General features: G+C 71.3%; 19 protein-coding genes. 14 read left to right on the top strand and 5 right to left on the bottom strand.

What is annotated here, in order from left to right; all coding sequences use genetic code 11:
- Positions 1-3 precede the first annotated feature (3 nt).
- Genes ABD793_RS30215 through ABD793_RS30195 form a run of 5 tightly spaced genes read left to right on the top strand, consistent with a single transcriptional unit; the run spans position 4 to position 4,229 of the window.
- Entirely contained in the window at positions 4-786 is a 783-nt protein-coding gene (locus ABD793_RS30215) for an SDR family NAD(P)-dependent oxidoreductase (protein WP_344866101.1), read from the top strand.
- Positions 783-1,592: an SDR family NAD(P)-dependent oxidoreductase gene (locus tag ABD793_RS30210; RefSeq protein ID WP_344866099.1), complete on the top strand. Its 810-nt coding sequence runs from the start codon at positions 783-785 to the stop codon at positions 1,590-1,592. Before ABD793_RS30215 ends, ABD793_RS30210 begins: the two co-directional genes overlap by 4 nt.
- Before the next feature lie 25 nt (positions 1,593-1,617).
- Positions 1,618-2,655, top strand: coding sequence for a zinc-binding dehydrogenase (locus tag ABD793_RS30205; protein ID WP_344866097.1), 1,038 nt, complete (start codon positions 1,618-1,620; stop codon positions 2,653-2,655).
- 18 nt (positions 2,656-2,673) lie between these two features.
- On the top strand, positions 2,674-3,351 hold the full coding sequence (locus ABD793_RS30200; RefSeq protein ID WP_344866095.1) for a 4-carboxy-4-hydroxy-2-oxoadipate aldolase/oxaloacetate decarboxylase: 678 nt from the start codon (positions 2,674-2,676) through the stop codon (positions 3,349-3,351).
- A complete protein-coding gene (locus tag ABD793_RS30195; RefSeq protein WP_344866093.1) occupies positions 3,348-4,229 on the top strand; it encodes an NAD(P)-dependent oxidoreductase in 882 nt (293 codons plus the stop codon). Before ABD793_RS30200 ends, ABD793_RS30195 begins: the two co-directional genes overlap by 4 nt.
- Here the strand turns inward: ABD793_RS30195 and ABD793_RS30190 are convergent.
- On the bottom strand, positions 4,181-5,125 hold the full coding sequence (locus ABD793_RS30190; RefSeq protein ID WP_344866092.1) for a LysR substrate-binding domain-containing protein: 945 nt from the start codon (positions 5,123-5,125) through the stop codon (positions 4,181-4,183). The two genes, ABD793_RS30195 and ABD793_RS30190, sit on opposite strands and share 49 nt — an antisense overlap.
- A gap of 130 nt (positions 5,126-5,255) precedes the next feature.
- Here ABD793_RS30190 and ABD793_RS30185 point away from each other — a divergent pair, with 130 nt between their 5' ends.
- The 9 genes from ABD793_RS30185 (at position 5,256) to ABD793_RS30145 (ending at position 15,814) form a co-directional block, all read left to right on the top strand.
- On the top strand, positions 5,256-6,038 hold the full coding sequence (locus ABD793_RS30185) for a LamB/YcsF family protein (protein WP_344866090.1): 783 nt from the start codon (positions 5,256-5,258) through the stop codon (positions 6,036-6,038).
- The gene (locus ABD793_RS30180; RefSeq protein ID WP_344866088.1) at positions 6,035-6,757 is read left to right on the top strand and encodes a 5-oxoprolinase subunit B family protein; all 723 of its coding nucleotides are present in this window, start codon (positions 6,035-6,037) and stop codon (positions 6,755-6,757) included. The genes ABD793_RS30185 and ABD793_RS30180 overlap by 4 nt, the downstream gene beginning before the upstream one ends.
- Positions 6,750-7,742 (top strand): 5-oxoprolinase subunit C family protein, encoded by a 993-nt coding sequence (locus ABD793_RS30175; RefSeq protein ID WP_344866086.1) that lies wholly within the window; start codon positions 6,750-6,752, stop codon positions 7,740-7,742. The genes ABD793_RS30180 and ABD793_RS30175 overlap by 8 nt, the downstream gene beginning before the upstream one ends.
- A 3-nt stretch (positions 7,743-7,745) precedes the next feature.
- Positions 7,746-8,978, top strand: a complete 1,233-nt coding sequence (locus ABD793_RS30170) for an aminotransferase class I/II-fold pyridoxal phosphate-dependent enzyme (RefSeq protein WP_344866084.1) — start codon at positions 7,746-7,748, stop codon at positions 8,976-8,978.
- 215 nt (positions 8,979-9,193) lie between these two features.
- Positions 9,194-10,504 (top strand): MFS transporter, encoded by a 1,311-nt coding sequence (locus ABD793_RS30165; protein WP_344866082.1) that lies wholly within the window; start codon positions 9,194-9,196, stop codon positions 10,502-10,504.
- A gap of 32 nt (positions 10,505-10,536) precedes the next feature.
- A complete protein-coding gene (locus tag ABD793_RS30160; RefSeq protein WP_344866080.1) occupies positions 10,537-11,541 on the top strand; it encodes a M24 family metallopeptidase in 1,005 nt (334 codons plus the stop codon).
- Between the two features lie 26 nt (positions 11,542-11,567).
- Positions 11,568-12,368: an aldo/keto reductase gene (locus tag ABD793_RS30155; RefSeq protein ID WP_344866078.1), complete on the top strand. Its 801-nt coding sequence runs from the start codon at positions 11,568-11,570 to the stop codon at positions 12,366-12,368.
- 105 nt (positions 12,369-12,473) lie between these two features.
- Positions 12,474-12,959, top strand: a complete 486-nt coding sequence (locus tag ABD793_RS30150) for a hypothetical protein (protein WP_344866076.1) — start codon at positions 12,474-12,476, stop codon at positions 12,957-12,959.
- Positions 12,956-15,814, top strand: coding sequence for a hypothetical protein (locus ABD793_RS30145; RefSeq protein WP_344866075.1), 2,859 nt, complete (start codon positions 12,956-12,958; stop codon positions 15,812-15,814). Before ABD793_RS30150 ends, ABD793_RS30145 begins: the two co-directional genes overlap by 4 nt.
- 13 nt (positions 15,815-15,827) lie before the next feature.
- Here the strand turns inward: ABD793_RS30145 and ABD793_RS30140 are convergent, their stop codons facing one another.
- The 4 genes from ABD793_RS30140 to ABD793_RS30125 are packed head-to-tail and all read right to left on the bottom strand — an operon-like array spanning position 15,828 to position 20,603.
- Positions 15,828-16,331 (bottom strand): GNAT family N-acetyltransferase, encoded by a 504-nt coding sequence (locus ABD793_RS30140; RefSeq protein ID WP_344866073.1) that lies wholly within the window; start codon positions 16,329-16,331, stop codon positions 15,828-15,830.
- A 40-nt stretch (positions 16,332-16,371) separates the two neighbouring features.
- Positions 16,372-17,163 (bottom strand): enoyl-CoA hydratase/isomerase family protein, encoded by a 792-nt coding sequence (locus ABD793_RS30135; RefSeq protein ID WP_344866071.1) that lies wholly within the window; start codon positions 17,161-17,163, stop codon positions 16,372-16,374.
- Positions 17,163-18,422 (bottom strand): CaiB/BaiF CoA transferase family protein, encoded by a 1,260-nt coding sequence (locus tag ABD793_RS30130; RefSeq protein ID WP_344866069.1) that lies wholly within the window; start codon positions 18,420-18,422, stop codon positions 17,163-17,165. Before ABD793_RS30130 ends, ABD793_RS30135 begins: the two co-directional genes overlap by 1 nt.
- Positions 18,423-18,452: 30 nt before the next feature.
- A complete protein-coding gene (locus ABD793_RS30125) occupies positions 18,453-20,603 on the bottom strand; it encodes a hydantoinase B/oxoprolinase family protein (protein WP_344866067.1) in 2,151 nt (716 codons plus the stop codon).
- Position 20,604: the final 1 nt, after the last annotated feature.

The following is a 20,604-nucleotide window of genomic DNA, read 5'->3' as shown; positions in this document are numbered from 1 at the left end:
ACCATGACAACGCCGTCCGCCGCGCAATTCCCCGGCGACCGCACCGCGATCGTCACCGGAGCCGGCTCGGCGCGCGGGATCGGCCGCGCGATCGCCGGATCGCTCGCTGCCCAGGGCTGGTCGGTCGCCGTGTTCGACGTCGACCGTGCCGCCGTCGAAGAGCTGGCAGCCGGACTGGAGCAGGAGCACGGCAGGCCGTGTTACGGCGCGGGCCTCGACATCCGCGACCGCGACGCCGTGTTCGCCGCGGTGGAGCAGGTCGAGCAGCGGCTGCCGCAGCTCACCGGGCTGGTCAACAACGCGGGGGTCAGCTCTCCGGTGCCGTTTCTCGAGGTCACCGACGACGAGTGGCGCCGCGTGGTCGAGGTGAACCTGCACGGCACCTTCCACGTCACCCAGGCCGCCGCGAAGGTCATGGCGCGGCACCGGGTCGGCCGGATCGTGCACATCTCCTCGACGTCGGCCGAACGCGGCGGAGGAGTGTACGGCCGCGCCGCCTACTCGGCTTCGAAGGCCGCGTTGCTGGGCTTCGCCCGCACGCTCGCGCGGGAGCTGGGGCCTTTCGGGATCACCGCGAACTCCGTCGCGCCCGGGTCGATCGACACCGACATCATGGGCGGCCGGCTGTCCGAGGAGCGGAAAGCCGTGCTGTTGCGGGATTTGCCGATCGGGCGGATCGGCACCGTGCAGGACGTCGCGGCGGTCGTGTCGTTCCTGCTGAGCGAAGCGGCCGGCTACCTGACCGGCGTGACCTACGACGTCAACGGCGGTTCGCATATCGCATGACCCGAGTGCACGACTCCGGGGAAGATGACCCCGGACACCTGTCTCCCGAGCAGAAGGGCAATGCCGCCATGGCCGCTTCGTTCACCGCCGATCTGACCGGCAAGACCGCGGTCGTCACCGGGGCCAGTTCCGGTATCGGCCACGCGATCGCCGAAGAGTACCTGCGCAACGGTGCGACCGTGGTGGGTCTGCACCGCCGTCCGGTCGCCACGCACGGCGGGAAGTACGTGCCGGTGGCCGTCGATCTCGGCGAGCCCGATCAGGTGCGTGCCGCGGCGGCGGCCGTGCTGCGGGAGCACCGGGTCGACATCCTGGTCAACAACGCCGGGCTCAACCTGCGCCATCCGTTCGAGGATTTCCCGTTCGAGGACTGGGATCGTGTGCAGCAGCTCAACATCCGCAGCGTGGTCGAGCTGACCCAGCTGTTCGGGCGCCCGATGCTCGAACGCGGAGCGGGGGTGATCGTCAACCTCGCCTCGATGCTGTCGTTCACTGGCGGCTTCACCGCGTCCGCCTACGCCGCCTCGAAGGGTGCGGTCGCCCAGTTCACCAAGTCCGTCGCGAACGAGTGGGCGGCCAAGGGGGTGCGCGTCAACGCGATCGCGCCGGGGTTCATCGACACCGAGATGAACGTCGCGCTCGTCGCGGACGAGACCCGCAACCGCAAGATCCTGGAACGCATCCCGGCCGGCCGGTGGGGTACCGCCGAGGACATCGCCGGTGCCGCGCTGTTCCTCGTCTCCGACGCCGCCCGTTTCGTGCACGGCACCGTGCTGCCCGTCGACGGCGGCTACCTGGCCCGCTGAACCCACCGAGGAAGAAAGGCTCCCTGTGAAGGCTGTTGTTGTCCACGGCGCGAAGGATGTGCGCGTCGACGAACTGCCCGTCCCGAGCCCGGCGCCCGGTGGCGTCGCAGTGCGCATCGTCTACGGCGGGATCTGCGGTTCGGACCTGCATTACGCGACGGACGGGCAGAACGGCCCGTACCGGGTGACCGAACCACTGGTGCTCGGGCACGAGGTGGTCGGCGTCGTGGCGGAGGTCGGCGCCGAGGCGGCGAACGCGCCCGCGCCGGGCACTCCGGTCGCGATCCACCCGGCCACCCCGTGTGCGCCCGCGGGGGTCACCGAGGCGACCGGCCTGCACCTGCAGCCGGGAACGTATCTCGGCTCCGCCTCGACCCGGCCGCACACGCAGGGCGGGTTCGCGGAAATCCTGGAAGTCCTGCCGCGCCAGCTGCGGCCGTTGCCCGAGGGCCTGCCGTTGCGGCGTGCGGTGCTCGCCGAACCGTTCTCCGTTGCACTGCACGGTGTCCGGCGGCTGGGGAAACGGGTGCGCGGGGCACGGGTGCTGGTGAGCGGCGCCGGTCCGATCGGTGCGCTCGCCGTGGCCGCGCTGAAGCACTCCGGTGCCGGTGAGATCGTCGCGGCCGACCTGCAGGAGTTCCCGTTGAAGGTCGCCGCGTCGGTGGGTGCCGGGACCACGGTCAACCTGGCCGAAGGCGGGACGATCGAGGAGTCCGCGTTCGACGTCGTGGTGGAGGCTGCGGGCGCGGTGGCGTCCCTGACCGCGGCACTGACCGCCGCGCGGCCGGGCGGTGCGGTGCTGCAGCTGGGGATGCTGCCGAGCGGGCCGGTGCCGGTGGCGATGTCGACGGTGCTCGCCAAGGAACTCGCGGTGTCCGGTTCGCAGCGCTTCGACGTCGAACTGGACGAGGCGATCGCCTTGCTCGCCGCGGACGAATCGCTGGAAACGGTGGTGAGCCACGAATTCGACCTCGCGGACGCGGTGGCGGCGTTCGCCTGCGCCGCGGATTCGGCCCGTTCGTCCAAGACCGTGCTCCGCGTGTCCGCGGATCCGCAGCTCTGAACCGAGAGGAGAACACCGATGATCCACGTGCGCACGAAGATCGACCGGCCCGCGCCCGAGGTGGTGGCCGCGCTGGGGGAGTTCTCGGCGGCGACCATCCACGAGGCACAGGGGCGCAAAGGTGCGCTCGCGCACCGGCTCAAGCCGGTCGATCCGGCAATGTCGTTCTGTGGCCCGGCGTTCACCGTCCAGGCGCAGGCGGGCGACAACATCATGGTCCAGGTCGGGATCTCCTACGCCCGTCCCGGTGACGTGCTCATCGTGGCCGCCGGTGAACTGGCGCAGGCGGGCTCCTTCGGCGACGTGCTCGCCACCGCGTGCCAGAGCAAGGGGCTCGCGGCGTTCGTCACCGACTCCGGCGTGCGCGACAGCGCGGACCTGAAGCGGCTCGGCTTCCCGGTGTTCTCCGGCTCGGTCTGCATCGAGGGCACGGTCAAGGAAACCCTCGGGCCGATCAACCGGCCGCTGGCCGTCGGCGGGCAGATCGTGCGGCCCGGTGACATCCTGCGCGGCGACGGCGACGGCATCGTGGTGGTCGACCCGGCCGAGGCCGCGGACGTGGTCCGCGCCTGCCGGGAGCGCGAGGAGCACGAGACCGCGATCCGTGCCGAGCACCGCCGCGGGGAGCGCACGCTGATCGAGGTGCACGGCCTGGTCGAAAAGCTGAAGGCCAAGGGACTGGTCGTCGAACAGTGAGCACGCCGACGGTGGGGGTGCTCGGCCTCGGCCCGATGGGTGCCCCGGTCGCCGGGCACCTGGCCCGCGCCGGGTTCCCGCTCCGGGTGTGGAACCGGACCCGGGCGAAGGCCGCGGCGTTCGGCGCGGCCGCGGTCGGGCACCCGGCGCAGCTGTGCGCCGAGGTCGTCCTGTCCGCGCTGCCCGACGTCGACCACTTCGAGCGGATCGCCCCCGACCCGGTCCTCGACACGTGGGCAGGCCGGGGCACCACGCACGTCGTGGTCCTCAGCACCACGGCGCCGGACAAAGTCCGCGGATTGGCGGTGCGGCTCGCCCGGTTCGGCCTCGCCGTGGTGGACGCCCCGATGAGCGGTGGTGACGCGGGCGCGCGGGCCGGCACGCTGAGCCTGATGGTCGGCGCCGGCGACGAGGACTTCGCCACCGTGGAACCGGTGCTGCGCACCTTTTCGTCCACTGTGGAACATCTGGGCCCGGTCGGTGCCGGTACCGCGGCGAAGCTGTGCAACCAGATCGTGGTGGCCACCACGCTCGTCGGGCTCGCCGAGGCACTCGACCTGGCCCGGCGCGCCGGGCTTTCCGGTTCGCAGCTGGTCCGGGTGCTCGAAGCAGGCCTGGCATCCAGCGCCGTGCTCGAGGCCAAGGCGGCGAAGATCCTGCAACGGGAGTACGGCCTCGGCGGCAGCACGGACAACCAGGTCAAGGATCTGCGCTACGCGCTTGCGCTCGCCGACCGGCTCGGCGCCCGGCTGGCCCAGACCAGGCAGACTGCCGCGCTGTTCGAAGCGACCGTCCGAAATGGACTCGGTGCGGCGGACCACTCGGCGGTCTACGAAACCGTGTCGGAGGACCGGTACCCGCGCGCCGCGCCGTCCTGAACCTCGGCCAGCAGGCCCCGCAGCACTTGCGCCACGAGGTCGGCCGCCTCGGACAACGGCTGCACCTCGGAGGTGCACAACGACATGCCGGTGCGCATGTGCGCGTCGCTGAAGCGGTACGCGCGCACCTCGTCGGGTGCGAAGTAGGTCCTCGCCGCCGACAGCGGCAGGATCGTGGCGCCCAGACCGTTCACGACCGCGTCCCGCAGCACCATGCTCGGTTCGATCTCGGCGGCGATCGAGCAGTGCAGGCCTGCCGCGTGGAAGGCGGCGTCGGTGATCCGCCGCACCGTGTGCACCTCGCTGGGCAGGAGGAAATCCAGGGTGGCTGCCTGTTTCAGGGTGACCTCGTCGCCGCGCGCGGGCACGCGGGGCGCTCGGGCGCTGGTGATCAGGTGGAAGTCCTCCTCCAGCACCCGTTCGAACACCACACCCTTGACGTGGCCGGGATCGTAGATCAGCGCCATGTCGACCTGGCCGAGCAGCACCGCCTGGCTCATCACCACGGTCAGGTTCTGGATCAGCTGCAGCTGGATGTCCGGGTAGCGTTCCCGCACCACCCGCAGCAGCGGAATGGCGGCGCCGGAGGCCATGCTGTAGGACGCGAGGCCGACGGTCACCAGCCCGGCGGGCGAGCCGGTGCCGTTGCGCAGGTCGATGCGCGCGGCCTTCTCCAGCCGCAGGATCCCTTGTGCGTAGCGGTAGAGCGAGCGCCCCGGCCCGGTCACCGCGACGCCCCGGCCGGTGCGTTCGAGCAGGCGCGTCTTGAACTCGCTCTCCAGCCCGGAGATGTGCTGGCTCAGTGCGGACTGCGTGATGTGCAGCGATTCCGCGGCCCGGGTGATGTTGCCGATGTCGACCACCCGGACGAAGTAGCCGAGCCTGCGCGTGTCCATCGTCCCTCCCGCGGGGATTCCATCGGCAAACCCGATGAGGCCATGGGCCTTCCTGATGAGGCTTCGTCACCGGCCGCGCCGGAACTACCGTCTCGCTCGAGAACATAACCCGTTGCGGGGAAGGAGACCGATGGTGCCTGCCGTCGATCTGGTGGCCGATCTCGGCGAGAGCTTCGGCGCGTACACCATGGGTGACGACGCCGCGCTGCTCGACCTGCTGACTTCCGCGAACGTCGCATGCGGATTCCACGCCGGCGACCCGCGCGTGATGGACACGACGGTGCGCGCCTGCGTCGAGCGCGGCGTGCGCGTCGGGGCCCACCCCGGCTTCCCGGACCTGGTCGGCTTCGGCCGCCGCGCAATGGACCTGACCGAGGAGGAGGTCCGCACCGACGTGCGCTACCAGATCGGCGCGCTCTCGGCGTTCACCCGGGCACACGGCACGCGCATCGCGCATCTGGCGCCGCACGGCAAACTCGGCAACCTGGTCGTCACGCGGCGCGACTACGCGCGTGCGGTGGCCGACGCTGTGGCGGCCTTCGACCCGGAAATGGTGATCCTGGTGCAGGAGGGCGAACTGGCGGCCGTGGCGCGGGAGCGAGGTCTGCGGATCGCGATGGTGGGGCTGGCCGACCGCGCCTACGAGGACGACGGCACGCTCGTGGCCCGGTCCGAGCCCGGCGCGGTGCTGTCCGATCCGGACGAGGTCACCGCCCGCACCGTCCGCATGGTCACCGAGGGCGTGATCACCAGCCGCCACGGACACGACCTGCCGGTCCGCACCGACTGCGTCCAGCTGCACGGCGACGGTCCCGAGGCGCTGCGGCTGGCCACCCGGATCCGCGCCGAACTGCAGGCCGCCGGCGTCCGGCTGGCGCCGCTGGATCAGGTGCTGGACACGCCCGCCGCATGACCGGCATCCGGACCGCGGCGAAGCTCGACGTCTCCCCGTGCGGCGACGCGGCGGTGCGCATCACCGTCGACGGGGCGCACGCCGAGGAGGTGTGGGGCACCGTGCACCACCTCGCGCGCCGCCTCAACCACGGCGAGGTCCCCGGTGTGCTGTCCGCGGTGCCCACCTACGACGCCATCCTGGTCGAGTTCGACCCGTGCGAAACCACGGTCGACACGGTGATGTTCCACCTGCTGTCGTGGGAGGCGCCGGACGTGCTGGAGCCGTTGCCCTCCCGCGTCCTCGATGTGCCGGTGCTGTTCGGCGGTGCCGAGGGCCCGGACCTGGAGTGGGTTGCCGGGGTCGCCGGACTGCCGGTCCACCGGGTGGTCGAGCTCGTGTGCGGCACGGAGTACCTCATCCGCTGCCTCGGCGGGCCCGCCGCGTCGGCCATGACCGACGGCCCGGAGCTCGGCGTACCCGTCCCGCGCCTGGCCACCCCCCGGCTGCGGGTCCCGCCGGGCGCGGTCTCCCTGGCCGGTCGGCAGGCGGTGCTCGGCCCGGTCGCCGCTCCCAGCGGCTGGCGGCAGATCGGCCGGACCCCGCTCGCCGTGCTGCGCACGGACACCGACGCGGTGGTGCCCTACCGGCCCGGTGACCGGCTGCGGTTTTCCGCGATCGACGAGACCGCCTACGCGCGCCTGCGCGGCGAGCCGATGCGGCACCGGGCCGATGGCTGACCGTCCCCGGCTGATCGTGGACGCCGCCCGTGCCTGCGTGGTCACCGATCTCGGCCGCACCGCCGGGCCCGCCCGCGGGCTCGCCGTCAACGGCGCGCTCGACCAGTTCGCGGCACGCACGGCCAACGCACTGGCCGGCAACCCGCCGACCGATCCGCTGCTGGAGGCGACCGGGTTCGGGCTCACCTTCCGGCCCACGCACGACGTGCTCGTCGCGGTGACCGGGGCCCCGGCCGTGCCCTCGATCGACGGCCGCCCGCACCCCGCGTGGTCGCCGCTGTCGGTGCGTGCCGGGCAGACCGTGCACGTGGGAGTCTCGGACGCCGGGCTGCGCGCGTACGTGGCGGTGCACGGCGGCTTCGCCGTGCCACGGCTGCTGGGCAGCGTCGCCCCGGACACGATGATCGGGTTCGGCACCGAGGCCGTGGCCGGTATCGAACTCCCGCTCCTGCGCTCTCACCCGCCGCTGGTGAACCCGGTCTTCGGGACGACGGTCTTCCACTTCGGACTGCCGCGGGAGCCGCGGGTGCCCACCGTGCTGGACGTGCTCGACGGGCCGGACGCGCGCGAGTTCGGCACCGCGCTGGAGATGCTGTTCACCTCCCGGTACTCGGTCACCCCGCGGATCAACCACGTCGGACTGCGGGTGGCCGGTCCGGTGCCGCAACGGCCGGTATCCGGTGAGGTGCTCTCCCGCGGGGTTCCGGTCGGGGCGATCGAAGCTCCCGCCGGGGACGAGCTGCTGGTACTGCTGCGGGGCCGCGGCATCACCGCGGGTTACCCGGTGCTGGCCGTGCTCACCTCGGCCGCACAGGACGTGGCCGGGCAGCTGCGGCCGGGACAGCGCATCCGCTTCCGCCGGACCACGGCCGCCGCCGCCACGGCCACCCACCTCGAACGCAGGCGGCTGCTCGACCGGATCGCCGCTCGCGCACAGTCCGCCTTCGCCGCGCACGTGCGTACCCCCGTCACGAAAGGACGCTGAGAGATGACCGTTCCCGGGATCCGGCCGCAGCCCGAACTGGCCGAGCGCATGTCGTGGGTGAAGGAGAGCCCGAGTTCGCGGGTCGCGGACCGGGTCCGCGCGTTCCGGGCGGCGGGCAAACCGGTGCTCCCGCTGACCATCGGCGAGCCCGACTTCGACACCCCCGAGCACGTCAAGGACGCCGCGATCGCCGCGATCAGGGCCGGGGAGACCAAGTACACCTCGGCGAACGGCACCCCCGCGCTGCAGTCGGCGATCCGGGCCCGGCTGGAACGCAAGACCGGCCGGCCCTACGGTCCCGGCGAGATCGCCGTCGGAGGCGGCGCGAAGCAGCTGATCTTCCTGGCGTTCCTGGCCACGCTCGACGCGGGCGACGAGGTGATCGTGCCCGCCCCGCACTGGGTGTCCTATCCGGACATGGTCGCGCTCAACGGGGGCCGTCCGGTGCTCGTCCCGGCGGCCGCGGACACCGGGTACAAGCTCACCCCGGAGCTGCTGCGCGCCGCGGTCACCGACCGGACGAAGTGGCTTGTGCTCAACACCCCGAACAACCCCACCGGCGCGGTGTACAGCAAGGCCGAGCTGGCCGCGCTCGCCGAGGTGCTGCGCGGGCATCCGCGGATTTCGGTGCTGTGCGACGAGATCTACGACGAGATCAACTTCGGTGCCGAGCCCGTGCCGAGCCTGGTCTCCGTCGCACCCGAGCTGCGTGAGCGGGTGTTCCTGGTCAACGGCGTGTCGAAGGCCTACGCGATGACCGGCTGGCGGCTCGGGTACGCCGCCGGTCCGGCCGCCCTGTGCGCGGCGATCTCCACGCTGCAGTCGCAGAGCTCGTCGTGCCCGTCCTCGGTCAGCCAGGCCGCCGCGGCCGCCGCGCTCGACGGCGACCAGACCTTCATCCGCGAGACCGTCGCGGTCTACGCCGAGCGCCGCGAAGTGCTGGTGTCCGGCCTCGCCGCGATCGACGGGCTCCGCCCGGTCCGGCCCGACGGCGGGTTCTACGTCTGGACCGATGCCGCGCGCCTGATCGGGGCGCGCACGTCCGGCGGCACGCGGATCACCACCGACGCGGATCTGGCCGAGCACTTCCTGGAGACGTCCGGGGTCGTGGTGATCGCCGGGGATTCCTACGGCTGCCCCGGGCACTTCCGGGCGAGTTTCGCCCTCGATTCCGAGACCATTCGAAAAGCGATCGCAGGGTTGGCCGCATCGATTTCCAAACTGCGTTTCCGATGATCGCCCGGCCGGGCCGGACCGCTGTGTGCGGAAAGATAAGCAATGCCGATGGGGGCAGCGCGAAAACCACTCGATATGGTAACCGAGGGGGCAACCACGGTAATGTCACGGCAACAACGGAGGGCCACCGTTATTGGGGTAATTGACCAGGCGCAGCGCGAAGAAGCGCAGCTCTTCCGGTGACGACGACGTCACCCGTGAGAAAGGCAGTCCTCGTGAACAGTGCTCCTTCCGGGGTCGTGGTGCCCGCACCGGCCCGTGCCACGAAGACCTCCATCTTCGGCGGTCTCGTGGGCGTCTTCATCGAGTTGTACGACAACGCCGTCTACGGTTTCGTGGCCGGCACCCTGGCAGTCGTGTTCTTCCCCGGCGACGAACCTGCCACCGGGGTGCTGCTGACGTTCGTCGCGTTCGCGATCCCGTTCTTCTTCCGCCCGCTGGGCGCCGCGGTCGCCGGATCGTGGGGTGACCGCTTCGGCCGCAGGCGGGTGCTGCTGGGGCTGATCACGCTGATGACCCTGTCCACCGGACTGGTCGGGGTGCTGCCCAGTTTTGCCGGGGCCGGCGTCTTCGCCCCGGTCGCGCTGGTGGTGCTGCGCGTCGTGCAGGGCTTCGCGATGGGTGGCGAACCGGGCAACGGCAACTCGTTCCTCGCCGAGCACGCCGGTGACGGCAGGCGCGGGCGCGTGGTCAGCTACGCCAACGCCGCCACCTTCATCGCGATGCTGCTGGGCACGCTGTTCACCGCGATGCTCAGCGCGGTGCTCACTCCCGCGGCGATGGAGAGCTGGGGCTGGCGGCTGCCGTTCCTGCTCGCCCTGCCGATGGGCGTGGTCGGGCTCTTCATCCGCCGGGCCGCCGACGAGTCCCCGGAATTCACCGCGGCCAAGGTCGAGGGCGAGGTCACCCGCAGTCCGCTGCGGGAGGCGTTCAGCTCGCGCGAAACCGTGCGCGGCATGCTGATGGCCATCGTGCTGCCGCTGTTCAACAGCTCGGGCTACTTCATCCTGTTCATCTACATGCCCTCGTTCATGAACAACGAAATGCACTTCTCCGCGGTGCAGGGCCTGCTGGTGACCGGCATCATGCTCGCGGTCGGCACGTTCGGCGTGCTCTACGCAGGCAGGCTCTCGGACCGCCTCGGCCGCAGGAAACTGCTCGCCGCGTCGGCGTTTGCCATGGTGGTCATCGGGTTCCCGTGTTACTGGCTGCTCACCCAGGGTTCGTTCCTGCTGGCCACGATCGGCGCGGTGCTGATGGCGCTGTGCTTCGCCGGGACCAACGGCGTCATGCAGGTGACGCTCGCGGAGCTGTTCCCGACACGGGTGCGCACGGTGGCCTACGGGGTGGGTTACAACGCAGGTACCGCGATCTTCGGCGGTGCCGCGCCGCTGCTCGTCTCGGCGCTGATCGTGGCGACCGGCAGTACCTGGGTTCCCGCGTTCTACCTCGTGCTCACCTCGGTGTTCGCCGGTGTTGCGGCCCTGCGCATCCGCGAAACCGCGTTCGATCCGCTCAAGCGCTGAAGCCGCCTCGATCCCGAAAGGACGGTGCGTCCGTGGCCCCAATCGCCACCGCACAAGCCAGGCCCGCTCTCGATCGGCTCCGCGGCGTCGCGGAGCAGGCCGGTTTCGAGGCGTTGCTGCTCACCTCGGAGGCCGGCCGCCGGTATGTCCTCGGGCGCGACACCGGACCGGTCGGCGCGGCCGTGGTCCTCACCGTTGCCGGCTCGGTCGCCGAAGGGCCCGATGCCGTCGAGGCGCTGAGCACGGCGGGCGTCGGCACCGGCCCGGTCGGGGTGGAGGACGACGTGCCGTGGGCGTTGTCCGGGCGGCTCTCGGACGGAGGCGTGTCGCTCCGTTCCGCCTCGGACGTCGTCTTCGCGGAGCTGGTCCGCTGCACCCCGGAAGAGCGCGCGGCGTTCGGCGAGGCGGCCGAACTGGCGGCGGTGGGCTACACGGCGGTGATGGACCACCTGCACGTCGGCATGGACGTCCGGGAGATCACCGCCAACGTCGACCGGTCCGTCCGCCGGGCAGGCGGCCTGCTCGGCTGGTACCCGCCGGGCGCGGGGGCAGGCTCGGATCTGGTCACGGTGCACGGGCACGATCCGCGCACCGCCCGGCTGACCGCCACCAGCCCGATCCGCTACACCCTGCACCCCACCGCGGGCGGCAGCCAGGGCCTGGCCACGGCGACCGCAGTGCTCTGCAAAGCCGGGCCCGCGCTTCGTGCGGCGGCGGAATCCTGTTCCGCGGCAACGGAAGCGCTCATCACTGCACTGCGTCCCGGTAAGCCGCTGCGGGAAGGCCACGCGGCGGCCGCCCGGGAGCTCGGCGACCGGCCGGGGACCAGCCGGATCCTCGCCCTGCGGGGTGGCAGCGCACGGTGTTCGCCGCCGTCCGGCGAGGTGTGCGCCGGACCGGACACGGTCCTTGGCGTGCACGTGACCGTCGGGGTACCCGGCGGCGCAGCGGTGGAACTGGCCGAAACCGTGCTCGTCACCGGGGCCGGACCGGAGCCGCTCGCGAAGACCCCGTTGCGGCTCGTCGAGCTGTACTGACCCCACGACCGCAGGAGGAGAACCCCGTGACCGCAGGACCGCAGCCCGGACTCGGCCGCGTGCCGTCCGCCGACCTCGCCGGCCGTGCGATGCCGCTGATCGGCTACGGCACCCACCCGATGCGCGGCGGCGAGGCCACCGAGGCGGTGCTGGCCGCGCTGGAGGAGGGCTACCGGCTCGTCGACACCGCGACGAGGTACCGCAACGAAGCGGCCATCGGCGCCGCCCTCGCCCGGACCGGGGTGCCGCGCACGGACCTGTTCGTCACCACCAAGATGCCGCCGGACCGGGTCGGGCTCGAACGGCGCACGCTGGAGGAGAGCCTCACCGCGCTCGGTACCGGCCACCTCGACCTGTGGCTGATCCACTGGCCGCCCGGCGGGTACCCGGGAGTCACCAGCTGGGGTGAGTTCGTCCGGGCGCGGGAGGAAGGACTCGTGTCCGCCATCGGCGTCAGCAACTACTCGATCGAACTGATCGACGCACTGCACGAGGCGACCGGCGAGTACCCGGCGGTGAACCAGTGCCAGTGGGGCCCCGGCGATTACGACCCCGCCTTCGCCGAGGCACTCGCGGCGCGTGGCGTGCTGCTCAGCGCGCACAGCCCGTTGCGCAGCACCGACCTGGCCGATCCGACCCTGGTGTCGATCGCGCAGGCGCACGACCGCAGCGTGCAGGAGATCGTCGTCGCTTGGAACCTGCACCACCGGGTCGCCGTGACGGTCAAATCCGCGCACCGCGACCGGATGGTGCGCAACCTGTCCGCCGCCGACCTCACGCTGACCGAGGACGAGGTGACCGCGATCGATCGCCTCGGCCCCGCCTGACCGGCGCGGCACCGCACGGGACGAAACGCTGCGGTGGGTGGGTCGGTACGGGCACCATGGTCAGGTGGCGGGCGGACCCGTCGCCGCCGTGGAGGAGGAGCTGCCGTGACTGATCTGCCCACTACCGCCGAAGGGCTGGGGGAGCTCGCCCAGGAAGGCGCCATCGCGCTGGTCGGGGCGATGGCCACCGGTGCGTTCCGAGCGGCCCGGGACGGCATCGGGCGGCTGTTCGGACGGCTGGGGCCGGCTCGCCGGGCCAGGGCCGAGGAGCAGCTCGACGAGGAGGAGGGCCTGGTCGTCGCGGCCGGGGAAGACGAGCGCGACCAGGCACGCAAGGCGCTGGCACCGGGATGGCAGCTGCGGCTCGGGCGGCTGCTGGAGGACCAGCCCGACATCGAAGCGGAGCTGCGGGACCTCATCGCCCGTGTGCAGGACGAGCTGCCGGAGGCGCAGCAGCACTGGCTGCAGACCAACGTCGCCCGTGACCACGGCACCGTGCTCGCCGCACAGGGCGGCAACGTCATCCAGTACCACGCAGCGGGGAAACCGGCGCCTCCCGCACCGGAGGACGGCGCGGACCCGCAGCGGTGATCGGCGAAGAGGAGCCGCCGCAGGTGGTCCGCCAGGAGGTACGGGCCGAGGGCGGGCACGCCTACGGTGCGGTCGGCGCGGACATCCACGTGTTCGGCGACGGGACACCGCTGTACTTGCTGTTCGAGCACCGCCGGGCGGCCGAGCGGGATCCGGGGTGGCTGCGGGCGCAGCCCAGCCGGATGCTCGACGCGCGTGCCGGGCTCGTCGGTTTCACCGGCAGGGACGGTGAGTTCGGCGACCTGGTTTCGTGGCTGAACGCCGAACCGGGGTTCGCGGTGCGGTGGCTGCACGGCGAGGGCGGCCAGGGCAAGACGCGGCTGGCGAACGAGCTCGCCGCCGCCGCACTGGCGGCAGGCTGGAAGGTCGTGGACGCGGTGCATCGCACGGACGCCCATCCGCCTGCACCGGGTGGCCAGGATCTTCGCCTGGCCGGGAAGAACGGCGTGCTGGTACTGGTCGACTACGCCGACCGGTGGCCGCTGTCGGATCTGAGCTGGTTGTTCCACAACCGCCTGCTGCGGCAGCGGGTGCCGGCGCGGGTGCTGCTGATCGGCCGGTCGGTGCGCGGCTGGCCGGCCCTGCGCGGCAAGCTCGACCGGCTCCGCGAGAACATCGACACCTCCGATCAGCACCTGGCACCGTTGCCCGAAGACGGTCCCGCGCGGGACCGGATGTTCACCGCCGCGCGCGATTCCTTCGCGCGCCACTACCCGGCATTCGGCCGGCCGGACCTGATCGGGCCACCGGAATCGCTGGGGCGCCCGGACTTCGGGCTCACGCTGGCGGTGCACATGGCCGCACTGGTCGCGGTGGATGCCGCCGCCCGCGGTCGCCGCCCGCCCGGCGACATGATCGGCTGCACCGTCTACCTGCTGGACCGAGAGCACGAAAACTGGCGGCAGCTCTACGAAAACGCCGACGGCGGGCTGGACTTCCGCACGGACGACCGGACGATGGCGCGCGCGGTGTTCACCGCGACCCTCGCCGGGCCGGTCGACCGGCAGACCGCCGGCGGGATCCTGGCACGGTTCATCCCGGAGGTGCCCGCCGAGCAGCTCCTCGCGGATCACACCGTCTGCTACCCGCCCGCCGATCCGGAACGCGGCAACCGGCTCGAACCGTTGCTTCCCGACCGGCTCGCCGAGGACTTCGTCGCGCTGTCCGTGCCCGGTCATCCGGTCACCGGTTACCAGCCGGATCCGTGGACCACCGCGGTCCCCGCCGCGTTGCTGACCTCCCCGGAGACCGGCAGCTGCGCTCCGCGGGCGGTCGCCCTCCTGGCCGCGGCCGCGGACCGGTGGCCGCACCTCGGCGACACCGTGCTGTACCCCCTGCTGCGCACCCGGCCGGACGTCGCCGTCGACGCAGGCGGCTCTGCCCTGGCCGCGATCGCCAGGATCACCGCGATCGACCTTTCCGTCATCACCGCGGTCGAGAGCGCAGTGGAGGCGCGGTTCGGCGACCGGACGTTCGTCGGTGACCGGACCCCGGCCGATCTCGGTGCCGGGTTCGCCGCGATCACCGGACGGCACGCCGGCCTCGCCGCACCCGGCGCGTCGGATGCGGAACGAGCGTGGCTGCACCTCAAGACCAGCCGACGGCTCGGCGTCGCCGGCGAAGCGGCCGAAGCGGCGGAGTTCTCCGGCCTCGCGGTCGAGCACTACCTTTCGCTGGCGCACCGTGAGCTGACCGGCAGCGGCCGGATCTCCGGCGACGAACTCTCCGCATTGGCCGAGGCGGTGAACAACCACCCCGCCTGTCTCGCCGCGGCAGGGCGGTGGGCGGAGGCGGGCGAGTTCTCCGCCGACGCGGTCGCCATCTTCGGTGAGCTGACCGAACTCGACCGCGCGAACTACCTGCCGTGTTTCGCGCAAGCGCTGAACAACCGCGCGCTGTTCCTGGCGAAATCGGTGGAGCTGGTCGAGGAGCGAGACGGCCGGGCCGATCCCGTCACCCGTGCGGAGTGGCTGGAGCAGGTCCTGGACCACGGCGCCGGTGCGCTCGAATGCTATCGGGAACTGGTCGGGTCGGACCGCGAAGCCCACCGGCACCGGCTGGCGGCAGTGCAGAGCAACTGGGCCGGCTGGCTCGGCCAGGCGGAGCTGTGGAAGGACGCCCTGGAGGCCTCGGCGGCCGCCACGGCCCGCTACGAGGAAGTGGCCGAAGCCGACCCCGCCTATCGCCGGCACCTCGCCCGCGAGCTGACCCGGCACGCGGATTTCCTGATGCAGGCGGGTTATCATCCCGATCCGTGGGCCGCCGTGGTCGACGCAGATGCCGGGCAGGACACCCAGGCAAGGCGGGCGTGGGAAGCGGAGGTGGTGGCTGTCTCCCGCCGCGCGGTGACCGTTTTCCGGGAGCTTGCCGAAGCCGAGCCGTTCGCTTACCTGCCCGACTTGTCGACCGCGTTGCAGCGAACCTCCTTCCGGCTCACGGAGGTGGGATGCGGTGCGCCGTGGGCGGCGGTGTGGGAGTCGGAGGCCGCGGCGAATCCGGTGTGGGGGACCTGGATGCGGCAGGAGTGCGGTGCGGAGGTGCTGGAATTCTCCCGGCACGCAGCGGACATCGTCGGTGAGCTCGCCGAGGCGGCCCCTGCCGTCTATCGCGAGGAACTGGCCTTGACGCTCAATGGATTCGCGTGGATCAGGGCCACCCTGCACACGGAAATCGAGGAGGCGTGGGCGGCGGCGGGCCGGGCCGTGCAGATCTTCGAAGAGCTCTACCGCGACCGGCCGAGCACCCTGGTGAACGCCGCGTACAGCGTGCTGCTGCAAGTGGATGGGCTCAGAGGCGGTGCCGAGCACGACCGGATTTTCCACGCGCTCGCCAGCCGCCCGCGGTCACCGCGATGACCGGGTGCCTGCCTCAGTCGTCGCCGGCCGTCGTGATCCAGTAGCGGCGTACCGGGCCGTGCTGCGTGTGCCGGATGCCTTCCAGCGCGCCCCCGCAGTGTTCGATCGTTTTCGCCGAGGCGACGTTGTCCTCCTCGCAGACCACCAGTACCCGGTCGAGGCCGACGGCACGTGCTTCGGCGAGCATCCGGCCCAGCGCCCAGCCGGCCAGCCCGCGCCGGCGTGCGGACGGCCGGATCCCGAAGCCGATGTGGCCGGTCCGCGCCACGTAGTCGGCGGGCCCGCGGCGCAGTGCGATGCCGCCCAGCACCGCAGCTTCCTCGACGATCCACCGGTAGGTGGCCAGCTCGGACTCCGCGGCCAGCCGGGCCACCCAGTCCGCGAATCCGGCAGGCGAGCCGACGTCATCGGCTGGTGCCAGCCCGAAACCGTCTTCGTGCAGGCCCGGACCCCATTCGGCGTGTGCGGCGAGCCAGGCGTCGTGCAGCTCGGTGGTGGGCGCGATCAGGTCGGGCATACCACGATTTTATCGACCGGGGCCCGGTACGACGATGGGGTCAGCCTGCCGCGGGCCGCCGTCGGGAAGGGAAGTCCGGTGCCCGGCGTTCGGCGAACGCGGTCAGCCCCTCCCGGGCATCCGGTGCGGTGAAGGCCTTCTGCCCGTAATGGGCTTCGTGGTGGAAGGCCTGGTCCTGCGGCAGGTCGCCGAGCCGGAGGACGGCCTCCTTGATCGTCGCCAGCGCGGTGCCGCTCTTGGCTGCGAGCCGGTGGGCGTGCCCGAGTGCGACGTCCAGGAGCTCGGACGCCGGCACGACTTCGTTGAGCAGGCCGTAACGCAGCGCCTGCGCCGCGGGGATCCGGTCGCCGTGCAGCATCAGCTCCATCGCCCACACGTACGGGATCTGCCGCGTCAGCCGGGTCAGCGTGCCTCCGGCGGGTACCACGCCGACACCGCTTTCCGGCAGCCCGAATTCCGCGGTGTCGGCCGCGATGCGCAGATCGGTGGAAAGCATGATTTCGAAGCCGCCGCCGAGGCACAGTCCGTTCACCGCGGCGATCACCGGTTTGAACAACGTCGTGTGCTTCTGGTGCGCGGGATCCCACTCGGAAATGTCGAACCGGCCCTCGGCGAGTGCGGGGATCGATTCGGTCAGGTCGGCGCCGACGCAGAACGCCCGCCCGCCCCGGCCGGTGAGGACCGCGACGGCAACCGCGTCGTCGTCGCGGACCTCGGCGAAGGCCGCGCCGAGCTCGGCATACATGGCGAGGGTGAGGGAATTGAGCTTCTCCGGACGGTCGAACCGGATGATCGCCACCGCGCCGTCTCGTTCGAGCGTGATACCGCTCATCAGATCGCCCCTTTCGCGCGCAGTTCGGCGATGCCTTCGTCGTCGAGGTCGGCGAGTGCGCGCAGCACCGTGGTGGTGTGTTCGCCGACTTCGGGCGCGAGCCCGCGCGGCTGGGTCGGGGTGCCGCCGAGTTTGATCGGGGAGCCGAACATGCGCAGTTCGCCGAACTCCGGGTACTCGACGTCCACGATCATGTCGCGTGCGGCGATCTGCGGGTCTTCGACGACCTCCCGGATGTCCTTGACCGCGCTGAGCGGAACCGCGTCGCCGGCGATCTCCTCCAGCTCCACCTTGGTCTTGTCCTCGAACCACCGGTGCAGCACCGGCCGGATCCGGCGTTCGTAGACCGCCGGCACGAATCGCTTGGCCATGGTGTCGATTTCCGGGTCGTCGGCGAGTTCCGGCGATCCGAACAGTTCGCAGGACAGCCGCCAGAACTTGTCGGTGTACCCGCCGAAGAAGACGAATCCGTCCCGGCACGGATACAGCTCGTAGGGCTTGACGAACGGATGCTCGTTGCCGAGCGGGCCGGGCACCTTGCCCTCGACCGTGTAGGACACCACGGCGTTCTCGGTGAGGCTCAGCACCGAATCCTGCTGCGACACGTCGACCAGCTGGCCCTCGCCGGACTTCTCGGCGTGCCGCAGTGCAGCCAGGGTGCCGATGACCGCGTACAACGTCGCGGACAGGTCACCGATGATCGTGCCCACGCGTGCGGGCGGCCGATCGGCGAAGCCGTTCATCGACCACAGCCCGCCGGTGGCCTGCGCGCTGTTGTCGTAGGCCGGACGGCGCCGGTACGGGCCGGTCTGCCCGTATCCGGAGATCGCCGTGTACACCAGCCGCGGGTTTTCCTGCCGCAGCACGTCGTGGCCGACGCCGAGCTTGTCCATCGTCCCCGGCCGGAAGTTCTCGACCAGCACGTCGGCGCGCCGTGCCAGTTTCTTCAGCAGCTCCTTGCCCTCGTCGGTGGACAGATCGATGGTCAGCCCGAACTTGTTGCGGTTGAACTGCGCGAAGAACCCGCTGAACTCCCCGGCCGGGCCACTCGCCAGCTTCGGCGGGAAGTCCCTGGCGTAGTCCGGATCCCGCGGGTTCTCGATCTTGATCACGGTGGCGCCGAGGTCGGCCAGCAGCATCGAGCAGAACGGCCCCGCCACGACCCGGGTGATGTCCAGTACCACGATGCCGCGCAGCGAGCCGGGGGACAGCCCGCCGGGCAGCATGCCCGCGATCCCGCTGTCGTCGTTGATGGTCATGTTCGCCTCAGATCCGGTAGATGACGCTCGTCAGCTCGCGGCCGCGTCCACCCGGACGCCGGCTTCGAGCAGTGTGCCGCAGGCCGGGCTGTAGTACTCGTCGATCAGCACGCGGGCGCCGTCCTTGCGGGGCCGGACCCGGACGCCGTGCCCGGCGAGCCGGTCGGCTGCCACGTGGGTGACCTTCCGCGCCGCGTCGTGCCAGTCCTCGCCGGTTCCCAGCCGTGCGCCGCTGGCGGGCACGTACCAGCCGTCGTTGTCCCGGCGCGGTGCCGAGGCTCCGGGCGCGACCGCGGCCGGCACCTGCTGCGTGGGTGTGGCACCGATCCGGTCCGCACGCAGCGCGGCACGGGCCTGCCGGGTGGCGGCTTCGTCCACAGTGCCGTCGGTGATGACCACGCCGTAGGTGTGCCGCGCGGTTTCGGCGGTGACGTAGTCGTCGCGGACATCGGTGGCGACGAGTTGCGGGTCGCGCAGCAGCGGGTCACCGTAACCGCCGCCACCGGCGATCCACTGCACCAGCACGTCGTCCTTGCGGATGGTGACCGATTGCTGGTTGATGGCAAGCAGTTCCCGGTTCGTGGTGTGCAGTGAGTCCCGGGTGGGGACGGTGCCGCCGGAGAGCGGGCTCGCCACGTCGGTCTCGTGCCAGACCTCGTGGCCACTGCCGCCGCCGGGGAGACCACCACCGAAACCGTCCGCGACGACCTGTGCATTGGGCGCGAAGACCGTCTGCGTGACCTCCTGCGCTCCGTGCAGCGTCCAGGCGAACCGGAGCCCGAGGCCACCGCGGTGCGCGCCGTGCCCGGCGCTGTCGAGGTTGAGCTGCTTCCACAGGTAGAGCACCGGATAGAGCATCTCGTTCATCTCCACGTCCGGCAGCATGTTGTTGACCTGCGTCATCATCCCGGCGCAGTCGAGGCCGTCGCTTTCGGGCTGGGCGCCGGCCCCCATCCCGCCACCGTCCATGTTGAACAGCACGAAGTAGTCGCCCTCGTCGGTGGTCCCGGCGGAGATGCCGCCGGTCCACGAGTCGCCCCACACGCCCTGCGTGCGCTCGCGCAGGGTTTCCTCGGCGCTGCCGCGGCAGGCCTGGTTCATCAGCTTCGTGACGACCCGGCTGACCCGCGCGCCGGTGGTGAGGTGCCCGTTGCTGATCGGCGCAGGCGGCCGCGGGTTCACGATCGATCCGGGTTCGGCGACGATGCCGAACGCGGTCATCACCCCTTCGTTGAACGGCACGTCCCAGGCGAGGATCGGCACGATCGCCGAGGCGACGCTGCCGACGAGCGCGCCGTAGCTGCAGTTGACGAACCCGTCGGTCTGTTCGCTGGAACCGGTGAAATCGAAGGTGATCTCGTCGCCGCGTTTGGTCATCGCGCACGCGACGCGGTAGAGGTCGTCGACGTGCCCGTTGTGCTCGGTCCACTCCTCGGCGGTGTAGACGCCGTCGGGGATGCCGGAGATACGGTCGCGCACCACCTGCTCGGCCAGCTCGAAAGACAGCTTCGTGTAGTCGCGGAACCGGTCGAGGCCGAATTCCCCGACGGTGCCGAGCAACCGCCGGATCCCGGTGTTGTTGCTCGCCACGAGGCTGCGCACGTCGTTCCAGAACAGTGCGGGCACCCGGACGTTGTTGAGCAGGATCCGGCGCACCCACTCGACCGGTTCGCCGCGTTCGAAGACCTTGACACCGGGCGGGAGCCGGAGGGCTTCGGCGTAGCAGTCGTGGGCGCCGGGCGCGAATCCGCCGGGCGTCATGCCGCCGACGTCGACCAGGTGCGCCTGCGACTGCGCCCACCCGATGAGCTCGTCGCCGTGGAAGATCGGGGAGATCACGTTGGTGTCCGGCGGATGGCTCGCGCCCGCGGTGTGCGGGTCGTTGCTGATGAACGCGTCACCGGGTGCGAGCGGCTCGTCTTCGATCGCCTTGACCAGGTTCTGCACCGCCACACTGCCGGAGCCGATGTGGAACTGGACGTAGTCGGAGTAGGCGTAGATGCGCCCGGCCGGGTCGAACAACGCGGTGTTGAAGTCGCCTGCCTCGGTGATCACCGGGGACCCGGACGAGCGGATCATCGCGATGCCCATCTCCTCGACGATGGAATCCAGGCGCATGCGGATCACTTCGAGGGTGACCGGATCGTAGCCTTCTGGCAGCGAATGCGGGGTGCTGGTCATG

It is taken from the genome of Amycolatopsis ultiminotia (assembly GCF_039536925.1).
In the GTDB taxonomy this organism is placed as follows: Bacteria; Actinomycetota; Actinomycetes; order Mycobacteriales; family Pseudonocardiaceae; genus Amycolatopsis; species Amycolatopsis ultiminotia.
The sequence above is the reverse complement of the archived record's forward strand: the minus strand, read 5'-3'. Positions and strand labels throughout refer to the sequence as shown.

Bases quoted from the DNA above. Each gene is read 5' to 3' on its own strand.
- ABD793_RS30215 (WP_344866101.1), top strand. From the start codon at position 4: ATGACAACGCCGTCCGCCGCGCAATTCCCCGGCGACCGCACCGCGATC.
- ABD793_RS30210 (WP_344866099.1), top strand. From the start codon at position 783: ATGACCCGAGTGCACGACTCCGGGGAAGATGACCCCGGACACCTGTCT.
- ABD793_RS30200 (WP_344866095.1), top strand. From the start codon at position 2,674: ATGATCCACGTGCGCACGAAGATCGACCGGCCCGCGCCCGAGGTGGTG.
- ABD793_RS30190 (WP_344866092.1), bottom strand. From the start codon at position 5,125: ATGGACACGCGCAGGCTCGGCTACTTCGTCCGGGTGGTCGACATCGGC.
- ABD793_RS30185 (WP_344866090.1), top strand. From the start codon at position 5,256: ATGGTGCCTGCCGTCGATCTGGTGGCCGATCTCGGCGAGAGCTTCGGC.
- ABD793_RS30180 (WP_344866088.1), top strand. From the start codon at position 6,035: ATGACCGGCATCCGGACCGCGGCGAAGCTCGACGTCTCCCCGTGCGGC.
- ABD793_RS30175 (WP_344866086.1), top strand. From the start codon at position 6,750: ATGGCTGACCGTCCCCGGCTGATCGTGGACGCCGCCCGTGCCTGCGTG.
- ABD793_RS30170 (WP_344866084.1), top strand. From the start codon at position 7,746: ATGACCGTTCCCGGGATCCGGCCGCAGCCCGAACTGGCCGAGCGCATG.
- ABD793_RS30140 (WP_344866073.1), bottom strand. From the start codon at position 16,331: ATGCCCGACCTGATCGCGCCCACCACCGAGCTGCACGACGCCTGGCTC.
- ABD793_RS30135 (WP_344866071.1), bottom strand. From the start codon at position 17,163: ATGAGCGGTATCACGCTCGAACGAGACGGCGCGGTGGCGATCATCCGG.
- ABD793_RS30130 (WP_344866069.1), bottom strand. From the start codon at position 18,422: ATGACCATCAACGACGACAGCGGGATCGCGGGCATGCTGCCCGGCGGG.
- ABD793_RS30125 (WP_344866067.1), bottom strand. From the start codon at position 20,603: ATGACCAGCACCCCGCATTCGCTGCCAGAAGGCTACGATCCGGTCACC.